The sequence below is a fragment of the Weissella confusa genome (genome assembly GCA_041871065.1).
Lineage (GTDB): Bacteria > Bacillota > Bacilli > Lactobacillales > Lactobacillaceae > Weissella > Weissella confusa_A.
On the sequence record CP168942.1, the window covers coordinates 2179200 to 2191616 of the forward strand.

Annotated in this window: 11 protein-coding genes; 3 read left to right on the forward strand and 8 right to left on the reverse strand. The window is 44.8% G+C overall.

Annotated features, from left to right (window positions below; all coding sequences use genetic code 11):
• The first annotated feature begins 125 nt into the window (after positions 1-125).
• Both ACAW68_10635 and ACAW68_10640 read left to right on the forward strand, forming a co-directional pair.
• Entirely contained in the window at positions 126-503 is a 378-nt protein-coding gene (locus tag ACAW68_10635) for a PaaI family thioesterase (protein XGA15889.1), read from the forward strand.
• A gap of 83 nt (positions 504-586) precedes the next feature.
• Positions 587-1156, forward strand: coding sequence for a cysteine hydrolase family protein (locus ACAW68_10640; protein ID XGA15890.1), 570 nt, complete (start codon positions 587-589; stop codon positions 1154-1156).
• 80 nt (positions 1157-1236) lie between these two features.
• Here the strand turns inward: ACAW68_10640 and ACAW68_10645 are convergent, their stop codons facing one another.
• The 5 genes from ACAW68_10645 to ACAW68_10665 all read right to left on the reverse strand — a co-directional run bounded on the left by ACAW68_10645 (position 1237) and on the right by ACAW68_10665 (position 6107).
• Complete coding sequence (locus ACAW68_10645; protein ID XGA15891.1) at positions 1237-1938, reverse strand: demethylmenaquinone methyltransferase; 702 nt, start codon at positions 1936-1938, stop codon at positions 1237-1239.
• A 124-nt stretch (positions 1939-2062) separates the two neighbouring features.
• Positions 2063-2758, reverse strand: coding sequence for a hypothetical protein (locus ACAW68_10650; protein XGA15892.1), 696 nt, complete (start codon positions 2756-2758; stop codon positions 2063-2065).
• A gap of 362 nt (positions 2759-3120) precedes the next feature.
• Positions 3121-3498 (reverse strand): YdbC family protein, encoded by a 378-nt coding sequence (locus ACAW68_10655; GenBank protein XGA15893.1) that lies wholly within the window; start codon positions 3496-3498, stop codon positions 3121-3123.
• A gap of 59 nt (positions 3499-3557) precedes the next feature.
• Positions 3558-4547: an asparaginase gene (locus tag ACAW68_10660; GenBank protein ID XGA15894.1), complete on the reverse strand. Its 990-nt coding sequence runs from the start codon at positions 4545-4547 to the stop codon at positions 3558-3560.
• A gap of 141 nt (positions 4548-4688) precedes the next feature.
• Positions 4689-6107, reverse strand: a complete 1419-nt coding sequence (locus tag ACAW68_10665; protein XGA15895.1) for an APC family permease — start codon at positions 6105-6107, stop codon at positions 4689-4691.
• A gap of 477 nt (positions 6108-6584) precedes the next feature.
• On the opposite strand from ACAW68_10665, the gene ACAW68_10670 reads away from it, so the two are divergent.
• Complete coding sequence (locus ACAW68_10670; protein XGA15896.1) at positions 6585-7976, forward strand: amino acid permease; 1392 nt, start codon at positions 6585-6587, stop codon at positions 7974-7976.
• A gap of 50 nt (positions 7977-8026) precedes the next feature.
• Here ACAW68_10670 and ACAW68_10675 read toward each other — a convergent pair whose 3' ends face one another.
• From ACAW68_10675 to ACAW68_10685, 3 genes are all read right to left on the reverse strand, one after another.
• Positions 8027-9352 (reverse strand): APC family permease, encoded by a 1326-nt coding sequence (locus tag ACAW68_10675; GenBank protein XGA15897.1) that lies wholly within the window; start codon positions 9350-9352, stop codon positions 8027-8029.
• A gap of 386 nt (positions 9353-9738) precedes the next feature.
• Entirely contained in the window at positions 9739-10653 is a 915-nt protein-coding gene (locus ACAW68_10680; GenBank protein ID XGA15898.1) for a GRP family sugar transporter, read from the reverse strand.
• 140 nt (positions 10654-10793) lie between these two features.
• The gene (locus ACAW68_10685) at positions 10794-12158 is read right to left on the reverse strand and encodes an MFS transporter (GenBank protein ID XGA15899.1); all 1365 of its coding nucleotides are present in this window, start codon (positions 12156-12158) and stop codon (positions 10794-10796) included.
• Positions 12159-12417: the final 259 nt, after the last annotated feature.

Genomic DNA, 12417 nt, shown 5'->3' on the forward strand with positions numbered 1-12417 from the left:
TGGCCAAAGACCCGTTAAACTTATATTTAACACTTTAACAATTTATACGATTTCTTGTTCGCCCTAGTTAAAGTTATAATCATATACAAAATAAATACATCCATATATAGGAGTTTCAAAGAAAAATGAATGCGATTGAATATTTAAACATTTCCGTTGAAAAGATGTCAGCCGAAGAAGTCATTCTAACCATGCCAATTCGCGACGAAATCAAGCAACCATACGGCATCGTGCACGGTGGCATGAACGCCTTGCTCGCCGAAACAGCCGGCAGCTTCGGCGCTAACGTCGGACTCGATAACACAAAGCAAGTACCTGTCGGATTAGACATCCACACACACCACGTCGCCCAGGCAACTGAAGGTACGTTGCGCGCCATCGCGACACCAATCCACGCCGGCCGCCAAATTCAAACTTGGCGCATCGACACTTACGTCATGGAAACAAATAAGCTAACCTCATCATCAACATTCACTGCGATGATCATTCCAGTTCGCAAGTAGGCTTTCCGTAGTAAAAGACGTATAATAACCAACAAAGAAAGAGAATGCATTGTCACTATCGGTCAAACCCAAGGAGATTTGTCATGAAGGCTTTGTTGATTATTGATTACACAAACGATTTCGTTGCACCAGAAGGACCACTAACCGCTGGCGAGTCAGCGCAAGCACTTGCACCTCGCCTGGTAGAATTGGCAGATGAATTTTTGGCTAATGGCGATGCCGTCATTTTGCCAACTGATTTGCACGTACCGAATGACCCTTATCACCCGGAAACAAAACTTTATCCAGCACACAACGTCGCCAACACACCTGGTCGTGAATACTACGGTGTCTTAGCGGATTGGGTTGCTGAACACAAGGATGATGATCACGTTTGGATTTATCCAAAAAATCGTTACAGCAGTTTCGCCAATACCGATTTGGATAACTACCTTCGTTCACGCGACATCAAGGACATTCATCTAACTGGTGTCGATACCGACATTTGCATTTTGCATACAGCGGTTGATGCGTACAACTTGAACTACAACATCACCGTTCACGCAGATGGCGTTGCAAGTTTCACACCAACTGGGCACCGCTGGGCACTTTGGCATTTTAAAAATGTGTTAGGTGCCACGGTTACACCGGACATCGATTACAATTTGGACTAACAACTAATAAAGACACGTTCCGTTTGGAACGTGTCTTTATTTTGCTCTCCCCTCCCCTTCTATATAGAAGAAAAGAGTTTTTACTTAATGCCGTAGTGCGCTGCAGCGGCACCAAAATTAAATCGTTGGTATGTGACTGTCTTGAAACCAGTATCGGTCATCAAATCAGCCAACGCCTTAAATGACATAAATTCTTCTGTCGTCTTTTCTAGGTAATCGTATGAATCCTTATCGTGAGCAAACACCTTACCCATCATCGGCATAACACCCTTGAAATACATCTTCCAGAAAGGCTTGATCACTGGATTGTCCGGTTGTGACGTTTCCAAAACAACCAATTCACCACCCGGCTTCAACACGCGGTACAACTCTTGCAGACCCTTAGCTGTATCAGGCAAGTTACGTAGACCGAATCCAATCGTCACCAAGTCAAACGTGTCGTCTTCATAAGGCAACTCCATCGCGTTACCTTGCGTCAACGTCACCCAGTAACTAACACCAGCTGCCACAACCTTTTCACGGGCGACCGCCAACATTTCCGAACTCAAGTCAAAACCAGTTACATGGCCTTTTTCACCAAGCTCCTTAGCCAGAGCAATCGTCCAATCACCAGTCCCAGCTGCCACATCAAGGATTTGGCCGTTTTTTGGCACATCAATTGCAGCCATCGTCTTTGTACGCCAGCTACGGTGCGTTCCCAAACTAATAATGTCGTTCATCTTGTCGTAATCTTGTGCAAGACCATCAAAGATTCCTTGCACGCGTTGTGGCGCTTTGTTCATGTCATTACCCTCAATCGTAGTTGTTCCTTACATTATACAACTATTCATAGGCAGACCACAGTCCAATCCAATATCAACGTTATACAAAGTCAGATGATACATCATTTGCATTATACAAAAAGCTTTAATCAAGTGAATTTATCAAACTTGTTTTAAGCGGTGTATCAAGCAGCGGTTGCCACGGTTCAATCGACACAATCGCCGCATCATAATCTACTACAACCGGTATTTCATCTCCTATCGATTGCACACGTTGTTGGGCTAAGTCATCACAACGCACCCAATCATAATCACGCAATCGATATAACCATTGTTCTGGTGGCAACATAAACATCGGTTTCAATTGACCATGTAAATAATCATGCGTACTTTCGATCAATTCAACTGGTCGCCCCTCCCCTCGCCCACTCACAGTTGGCACTACAATAACATGACGACCAACATCGAACACATGAATCCCATTCCCGCTTGAAAACGGACGACACCAAACGCGACGAATCCATCCCATTTGGATAATTGCGACCCCATATTCTGCACCGTTCCGACGACCAACCTTCGACCACGCCCAATGCCAGTATTCCTCCTGTCGACGCAACGCTTCATCAACCAGCAAAACCGGGTTATCTGCCCACACATGTGTGACACCATCACGAGGCAAGACACCATTTCCAAAGAAAACCGGCGCACCAGCCGAAGCATGTTGCACCGCATTCAATAACACCACTGTCTCAACACCAGCATCTAGCAGATTTTCAACAAACAACTGCCAATCCACGTGTCCCTGACGTAACTCCCCCAAATCTACAACTAATAATCGCATCTCAAATCCCCCTTGATCCGTTACGGCCAGTTTAGAGGAGAAAAACGCCGGTATCAAGGCATTTAAGACGCGTCTTTTATGCGATTTTGTCATCAAAAACGTCTTAATTAATAGGGCTAACAAAAATCGCACGCGGAAAATCATTCCACGTGCGATTAATTGTATACCTAACTATTAATACCGTTAATTAATTAACACAGCAGCTGTCGGTCTAAAACTTCCGACATTCCCAGTCTGCTTTATCACAGCAGCTGTTGGTCTAAAACACCTGACTTCAGTCAGGCGCAAGACCAAAGACGCACCTGATAAGGGCGACTTGGTCACGTCGTAGGTCTAAAAACCTCCGACATTCCCAGTCTACTTTATAAATCGCTTAGGCGACCCCACTTTGGACGATCTGCATCTTCGGCAGCTTCCTCCGCAGCTTCTTCATCTTGGTCAGCGTAGTACATTTCGGCCAAATAATCTTCAGCCGGCGCCGGCGCCTCAGTTTTAACAGATGCTTGAGCACCATTTTCAACTGCAAGTACGTCGCCAAGCACCTCATACAACTTCACGATTTCATCGTGGGTCAACGTCAAACCTTTACCCATTTTGCTACCGTCTGGCGACCAAGTACGCAAGTCAAACTTAGGCGTATTGTCACCCCACTGCACAAAATTCAACTGCATTTCCCAACCACTTTTACTCGTTGAGAGAACGCCAAATTTTTCTAGGACATCATACTTCAAATCAGCCATTTTACCCTCACTTTTGCTTGTAACGCCTGTAACAGGCAGTTTTTGTAACGTTAATTGTATTATACAAAATCCAAGTCGTGCGCGATTGGCGTTTGCATAAGTGTTTTAACCGTCTCAAGCTCACGCGTCTGAGCCAGTACCCACATCAGCTTCGCCACAATCGCTTCCGTATTCATATCACCGGCCGTAATACCACCAGCATCAGCCACTTTCTTACCAACTTCATAGAGGTAAATATCCTGACCCTCTTCCAAAATTTGCGTCGTGATAATCACCGGAATGTCCGCTGCAATTAACTTCTCAATCCCCGGAATTAAGTTGCGTCGTTCAAATGGCAACCCACCATTTCCAAAGCTCTCGATGATGACACCATGAACATGAGCAGCCAAATAATCAAAGATATCAACCGTCAATCCAGGAAAAGCCTTCAACACAAACACATTTGGATCCAATGAAATACTTGGCGTTAATACCGGTTCTTCTGGTTCCGGTTGATACAACGGCACCATGTTACCCTCAGACACACTGGCAATATATGGGTAGTTGATACTTTCAAAGGCATCATAACTCTTTGACTTGGTCTTTACCGCACGCGTACCGGCCATCACTAAGCCATTGAAGACTAGATAGACACCCTGCAGGTCCGTTTGGCTGGCAAAGGTCAGCGCATCGTGCAAATTGCGCACAGCGTCCGTCTCAACCATCCCCAGCGGTACTTGCGACCCAGTTAACACAACTGGCTTATCAAACCCATAGAGGAGGTATGAGAGGCCTGCTGCCGTATATCCCATCGTATCTGTACCGTGGGTAATAATAAAGGCATCATAGTTATCATGATGCTGTTGAATGCGTGTCGCCAAATCCAACCAATCTTCTGGTTGCATGTTGGTTGAGTCCTTACTCATGACACTTTCAACCGATAGATTAACACCTGGGCGTCGTTCAAAATAGCCAATCAACGTTTCAGCATCAAGACCAGGTGCCAAACCGTTTTCTGTTTTGGTCGACGCAATTGTGCCACCAGTTGTTAATACAAGGACGTCTTTCATTGACCTACCCTCCCCTACTTCACTTATTCATTCACTCATTATCGCACAGGTTATCCTGTCCGCCCAATTTATTTTCACATCAGCGCCATGCAAAAAGGGCGAGTCGCAACCAATGCAACTCGCCCTTTTATTTAACTTATATTAACCCTTGTTACTGTGCTTAGCACCGTACAAGACGTAAACAATCGCTCCGATGACAACCCATCCAAGCGCCAAAATCAACGCATCCTTGTTCAATGAGAAGAACAATCCCAATGAAGCAAGTGCTGAGATGATTGGCAATACTGGATACCAAGGCATCTTGTAGCCTGAGTGATCAATATCTTCACGCTTACGCAACTTCAAAATACCAACTGAAGCAACGATAAAGGCAATCAACGTACCAGCTGAAACCAAGTTAGCCAACATACCAACCGGGAAGACAGCGCCCAAGATAACACCCAAGACCGTCAAAACAACCGTCGCGTTAAATGGCAAACCACGTGAATCCAACTTTGCGAATGCTTGTGGCATCAAACCATCTCGACCGAATGAGTAAACCAAACGTGATCCACCGATCATCAAGGCAATCAAACCTGAGAACATTCCAACCAAAGCCACAACTGAAAGCAAGTTAGCCGTGAACAAGTGACCTGACTCACGCAATGCCCAAGCAGCAGGCTCAGCGTTGTTTGCGTACTTCGTGTACTTGTACATACCAGTCAAGACACCAGCAACACCAACGAACAAAACCGTCGCAATCAACAACGTACCGATGATGGCACGTGGCATCGTGCGTTGTGCATCCTTAACTTCAGCTGAGTTAGCAGCGATTGTGTCAAATCCGATGTAAGCGAAGAAGACTTGTGCTGCACCCATGAAGATACCGTGGACACCACCGAAGTTCGTACCAGGCACGTGCTTAGGTACGAATGGCAACCAGTTTTGCAATTGAATTGCCGTGGCACCAACAACGATGAACAAGACGATAACCGCAATCTTACCGATAACCAACCAGTTTTCAATCTTGGCTGCACCCTTAACACCACGTGATACCAAGTGACCGACAACCAACAATGACAAAGCACCGAACAAGTCGAACCAAGTACCGTTACCTGCGTTAAATGATGCCGTTAGTGCCTTAGGAAGCGCAATTCCGAATCCTGATAAGAATCCTTGGAAGTATGATGACCATGATGCTGAAATCAGCGCCAAGGCAATCAAGTACTCAGCCAAAACAGCCCATCCTGACAACCAACCAATGAACTCACCGTAAATAACATTTGCCCATGAGTAGATTGATCCGGCAAATGGCATTGCAGAAGCAAATTCTGAATATGCCAACGCTGACAAACCAGCGATAATGGCGGCAATTACGAATGACAAGACAACCGCAGGACCCGCATAATCAGCGGCCACGATTCCAGGCATCGTAAAGATACCAGCTCCAACAACAGTTCCAACACCCATGGCAATCATCTCACGCATGCCAAGGACTGGCTTCAAATGACCATCCTTGTCAGCGTAATTTTGCGGGTCTTCCTTTCGCGCCATGCGCGAGAACAAACTCTTTTGTTCCATAAAAACTCCTCGTTTCACTACTAAAACTAATAACCTAAAACACTATTATTGCACTCTAAATAATTAAAAAATGATGTGATTATTCTACATTTAAAACCGTTTACTGTCAACATAATTAGGCACCAGAAACGCCTAATTCTCGGATATTTCCGACTTTTTATTAAATATTTTTCATAAAAACGTTTAACCGTCTGAGGAATTTTATGTACCTTTTTAACTTGCGCACTAAAAGTAATAATGATAAAATTCTAATCATTAAGTACAGAAAGGGCGGTCGTCATCATGATGAACGATTTCATTAATGCAAATCAACTTGTTGGTATGACAACCACCACCTCAACCACCATTTTTGCTGGTTGGGATATTTAATGTGCTGTTAACAAACGATATTAACAGACCGTCCAACCAGTTCGACACCCCATTGCGGTGCGCGTTCGGTTGGACGGTCTTTTTGTATACATAGAGGAGAATAGGAATATGGCAGATAAAAAACCAGAGGAAGTGCAGCTTAAGCGCTCCCTGACGTCAAATCAAATGCAGATGATTGCCCTCGGTGGCACGATCGGAGTTGGACTCTTTATGGGATCAACTTCTACCATTAAGTGGACCGGGCCTTCAGTTTTGCTAGCATACGCTTTCGTGGGGTTGCTTCTTTACCTTGTGATGCGTGCCTTGGGTGAGATGATTTTCATCAACCCAACGACCGGTTCATTTGCCGATTATGCAACGAATTACATTCACCCCTTGGCCGGTTACCTAACAAAGTGGAGTAACGTCTTCCAATATATCGTGGTTGGTATTAGTGAAGTTATTGCCGTTAGTACGTATTTGAATTACTGGTGGCCTAACCTACCCGGTTGGATTTCCGGCGTGGTGGTTATCGCAACTTTGACGCTAGCCAATCTTGCTTCCGCTAAAGCTTACGGTACGATGGAGTTCTACTTCGCGATGATTAAGGTTGTGACGATTATTTTGATGATTGTCATCGGAGTGATGGTTATCTTCCTCGGTCTAGGTAATCACTGGCACGCAATCGGCCTTTCAAACCTTTGGTCACACGGCGGTTTCTTTACCGGCGGTGTAAAGGGATTCATCTTCTCACTTTCAATTATCGTTGGTTCATATCAAGGAATCGAAGTACTTGGTATCACTGCTGGTGAAGCAGCTGATCCACGTAACGCCATCGTTAAGTCAGTTAAGTCAGTTGTTTGGCGTATCTTGATTTTCTACATCGGGGCTATCTTCGTTATCGTGACGATTTACCCTTGGAACCAATTAGCTGCCGTTGGTTCACCATTCGTTGAGACGTTCTCAAAGGTTGGTATCGCCGGTGCCGCTGGAATCATTAACTTTGTTGTTTTGACGGCCGCTATGTCAGGTGCCAACTCTGGTATCTACAGTTCAAGTCGTATGTTGTACAAGTTGTCTCGTGACAAGGAAACGTCAGGCATCTTCCAAAAGTTGTCTTCACACCAAGTTCCTTACGTTTCAATCTTGGGAATTTCAGGTGGTATCTTGCTTGGTTTGATTTTGAACACGGTTCTTTCAATCTACAGCAAGTCTACGGCTAACATCTTCGTGCTGGTTTATAGCTCAAGTGTGTTGCCTGGTATGGTGCCTTGGTTCGTTATTTTGTGGTCAGAATTGTCATTCCGCCGTTCAAATAAAGAACTTTTGAAGGATCACCCATTCAAAATGCCGCTTTATCCACTATCAAATTACTTTGCCATCTTCGCCTTGTTGCTAATCGTTGTCTTCATGTTCATCAATCCTGAGACGCGTATCTCAGTTATGATTGGTGCTGGATTCTTGATTTTGCTATCAATTTTCTTCTTTGCTACGAACAAGCACAAGCAAATTGCTGAATAACTAAAATAGCGTCGCTACGAAATTTCGTAGCGACGCTATTTTTTTACACATTATTTCTTATTCTTGTAGTACAGGTAAACCGGCACACCAATACCCACGAAGATGAATGAAATCAACACCATCGTAAAGCTTGAAATCAACGTGTTTACCAAAATGAACAACGCTCCCAAGATGGCAACCAATGGGATGAATGGGAATAGCGGTACGCTAAACACTTCCGGATCCTTTTCCAAGCCAGCCTTCTTATTACGGGCACGCAAGATGAAAATACCAAAGAACGTTGCCGTGTAGAACAACCAGATAACAAACACAGCCATGTCTGACAACCAGTCAGCCTTTGACGTGAACATCAACGCACCGGCCAAGACAGCCGTCGTCCAAAGTGCGCCAACTGGTGCTTGCGCCTTGTTCAACGTTCCCAAGAACTTAGGCAACACACCATCATGTGACATAGCATAAACCATTCGAGGGAATGCCAACATCTTACCATTCAACGTTCCAGCCATTGATACCAAGATACCAACTGACAACAAACGTCCACCCAGCTCACCGAACGCTGACTTAGCCACTTCGAATGTGACATTGTTACCCAACTTCACGATTTGATCAGCTGGCATCGCACGGTAAACCCCGTATGACACACCAACATAGGCAATCATAACAATCAAGACACCCCAAATGATTGAACGTGGAATGTTACGACGTGGATCCTTCAATTCACCACCCAAGTTCGTCAACGTTGCCCAACCATCATACGCAAACAGCGTTGCCAACACAGCCATTCCAAAGTTACCAGTTGCCGTTGATGACAATTGTGAAACCGTTTGACCCAACGCATCAGCCTTACCGAAGAACAAACCGAACACCATCAACACGGCAATCGGAATCAACTTGATACTTGTTGTTGCGACTTGGAACATTGAGGCAATGCGATTATCCAATGAATTCATCGCCGTTACCAACACCAACGCTGCCAACCCAATCCAGACAACACTGCTCTCTGGCAAACCAAAGAAGTTCGCAAACAAGTAAGCAAAGTAAGCTGAGATCGAGGCTACGATCGCTGGTGCATAGACAACAACCTGCGTCCAGCCAGTCAAGAATCCCCAAAACTTACCATACAACTTTTCCATGTATGTATAGATACCACCAGTTTGTGGGATGTGCGCCCCGATTTCAGAAATCGTCAAACCGGCCGCCAACGTTACCACACCACCAGCAATCCAGGCCCACAAAGCACCTGTTGTGCTACCAGCGGTCTCCAAAACTTGCCCTTGCTTGAAGAAAATACCTGATCCAATAACCGTTCCGATAACGATTGAAATACCAGTCCAAACACCCATTGAGCGTTTCAAATGTCGTTCATTGCCTACCATAATGTCTACCTCATCTTTCCTTAAAGCCCCTAAGTATACAAAAAAGCCACTCAACCCCTGATACGCCTATACAGTCTGTGTATAAGGGTACCAACATGGTTGAGTGGCTTTGTGAAATACAATTATTATTGCACGTCAAAGTTACTCAACCACAAACGGGTGGTTGAGTCAGAGGACGTCGTCATGATCATAGCTGTGCTAATTCGGTTATTCATAGGTCTGCCCTCCTTTTGGCGTTTTTAGTATGGTTAGAACTTTATCATCTAGGTGTAGTGTTTGTCTAGCCTTTTCTCATTTTGTTTACATTTTTAATTTTTGCGGTTTTTAGAATTAAACAAAAAATCCATCACCCGCAGCCAAACGAATGATAGATTAAAACTTATTTATTAACCGGCCATTGTGACCAAGATACCACCTAGCATAACGAAGATAGCACCAATTCCAATTCCGATGATTTGGCGCTTCGTCTTGCGCTCCTTCAAGATGATGATGGCACCCATCGTTGAAACGATGATTCCCATTTGTGACAACGTTGATGCCTTGGCTTGTCCAACCGCTGGATTCAACACTGCCAAACGGATCATCACTTCTCCAGTCCCCCACATCACACCGGCGATTCCGTTCTTAGCCGTTTCCTTCGTCAACAATGGCAAGCTCAAGTTACCACCGTTGAAGATAATGATACCGAAGACCAACGCACCGATTGTTTGTCCGATGGCAATTGGCAATGACAAGGCCATTGTGTTGTGCAACGTCCCCGTGTTCACGTGAACCAAATCAAGAATAGCAACCGTCTTAGGAATCATGAAGTAAATCATGTAGGCAAAGACTGAGATGGCCGTTAGACGAACACCGTCTTTGTTCAAGTTAGATGGCTTACCTGAAATCAAGAACACACCAACAATTACTGAGGCGATGGCCAACAAACCAATTGTCCATTGGTGTGCGCCCGTCCATTCACCGAACACGGCTGCACCGACCAAGGCATTCACAGCAATTTGTCCGGCAGTATTCAAACCTGACGCTTGTGACACACCCATCTTCTTGAAGGCGGCTAGTTGGAAACTCGTTCCAGCTGCCCACGCAATTCCTGAAAGAATGTACGTCAATCCCGCCATGCTAAACACAACTGATGTGGTTGGTGCTTCAATGTATGCGTAAACGCCAACAACAATTGAAAATACAAGTGATCCAAGTGCACCACCCAAAATTTGATTTGCGACACGACCACCAGCCCAGCCGTTCACAATTCCCATCGCACCCCACAAAACCGCAGGAATCAAAGCAAACATAATTGACATGTACCAATTCTCTCTTTCAATCTCTTAATCAATGTAAATTACTATAGCACCGTGCATTAACCGTGCGAATTAAAAAGGGAATAAAATAGACCAATTGTCAAATTGGCGTATACCATTTCTGACAATTGGTCTAGTTTTTACTATTGAATTGCTTCTGAACCTGCATCCTTAGGCAGCGTCAAAATCTCCAACATTGGGATGATGGCGAATACACCCAGGACAACGAAGCCCCATGAGTACGCACCTTGCAGTGAGAAGTGCGTTTGGAACAAGTGGATAATCACAGTAATCAATGAAATACCTAATCCTTGTCCCATACTTTGTGTAACCGCCGTTAACGTGTTGGCGCCATTACGATCTTCTGGCGCAATTTCAGTGAATTGCAAACCGTTATATGACGTAAACGCCAATGAACGGCCGACACCAGAAATCAATGCCAACAACATAATCCAAACTGCTGGTGATGTTGGACGTACCAACGCCAAGGCAAATGAACTTAAAGCTAGCATTGAGAATGAGGCAACCAGCGCACCGCGGAAGCCCAACTTGCGAATGATTGGATTCGTGAATGGCTTGATACCAATATTACCAACGAAGATAAACAACACATACCAACCGGCACGTGCAGCCGTCCAGCCAAATACCGTTTGGAGCAATACTGTCAAAACGTATGGCAAACTAGCAATCGTAACTTGGAAGATTGTCCCACCAGTTTGGAAAACACGGAACGTCGGTACCTTCATGGCATCAACTGAGAATAATGGATTCTCAGCCTTACGCAAGTGGAAGAAGACATTCACACCCAACAAGATACCAATGACTACCAGAATCAAGCCGTACCAAACAACCGTACCGGTGCGAGCGACCATTTCTGCTCCAGCCAACAAAGCAACTGATGCCAAGGCCAGCTCAATGAAACCACGCACGTCAAAGGCACGCGCTTGCTTAACCTCATCCTTCGGCAACAAATGCATCCCAATCAAAAAGGCGATAATACCGATTGGCAAATTAATCAAGAAAATCCAGTGCCACGTGAAGTATGTGACGAACATACCACCAATCACCGGTGCCAACGCTGGCGCAACCAACGATGGCCACACTAGATAACTAATCATACGCAACAATTGATTAGCCGGCGTCTTTTCCAACACAATTAAGCGCGCTGTTGGCGTCATCATGGCACCAGCGATTCCTTGAATCACACGCATTGTTAATAGCACGGCGAAATTTGGTGCCAAGGCACTACCCAAAGAACTGATCGTAAACAATGCCACAGCCAATAACCAAATACGCTTATTACCTAAACGTTGCGCAATCCAACCACTCAATGGAATAAATACGGCAACCGCAATCATATATGTACTTACCAACAGACTAATCGTGGCAGCAGACACATTAAAATTCTGCGCCATTTTTGGTAATGCCGTCGTGACGATGGTACCGTCCATGACATCCATAAATAAACTAGCTGCCATCAATAAGGCAACTTTTATTTCTCTACTCATTTTCCCACCTTACGATCCTATGTTTTCTCGATCTGATTGTTTCATGTGAAACAATCGGTCGGATTTTATGTATCTCTCCCCTATATGAGAGACAAAACTACGAGAAACTATGCTACGCCTTTTAAATACACCGCGCAAGAAATATTGTCATGCAAATTTTTCCGAATCATTTAAACACATGATTTAACAAATCAGTGATAAAGCGCTACACTAATAAACGTAGACATACACGCCGGGCCAAACACCTGACGCGCAATTA

Coding starts and splice junctions, on each gene's coding strand:
- ACAW68_10640 (XGA15890.1), top strand. CDS start 587: ATGAAGGCTTTGTTGATTATTGATTACACAAACGATTTCGTTGCACCA.
- ACAW68_10635 (XGA15889.1), top strand. CDS start 126: ATGAATGCGATTGAATATTTAAACATTTCCGTTGAAAAGATGTCAGCC.
- ACAW68_10680 (XGA15898.1), bottom strand. CDS start 10,653: ATGTCAATTATGTTTGCTTTGATTCCTGCGGTTTTGTGGGGTGCGATG.
- ACAW68_10650 (XGA15892.1), bottom strand. CDS start 2,758: ATGCGATTATTAGTTGTAGATTTGGGGGAGTTACGTCAGGGACACGTG.
- ACAW68_10670 (XGA15896.1), top strand. CDS start 6,585: ATGGCAGATAAAAAACCAGAGGAAGTGCAGCTTAAGCGCTCCCTGACG.
- ACAW68_10675 (XGA15897.1), bottom strand. CDS start 9,352: ATGGTAGGCAATGAACGACATTTGAAACGCTCAATGGGTGTTTGGACT.
- ACAW68_10655 (XGA15893.1), bottom strand. CDS start 3,498: ATGGCTGATTTGAAGTATGATGTCCTAGAAAAATTTGGCGTTCTCTCA.
- ACAW68_10660 (XGA15894.1), bottom strand. CDS start 4,547: ATGAAAGACGTCCTTGTATTAACAACTGGTGGCACAATTGCGTCGACC.
- ACAW68_10645 (XGA15891.1), bottom strand. CDS start 1,938: ATGAACAAAGCGCCACAACGCGTGCAAGGAATCTTTGATGGTCTTGCA.
- ACAW68_10685 (XGA15899.1), bottom strand. CDS start 12,158: ATGAGTAGAGAAATAAAAGTTGCCTTATTGATGGCAGCTAGTTTATTT.
- ACAW68_10665 (XGA15895.1), bottom strand. CDS start 6,107: ATGGAACAAAAGAGTTTGTTCTCGCGCATGGCGCGAAAGGAAGACCCG.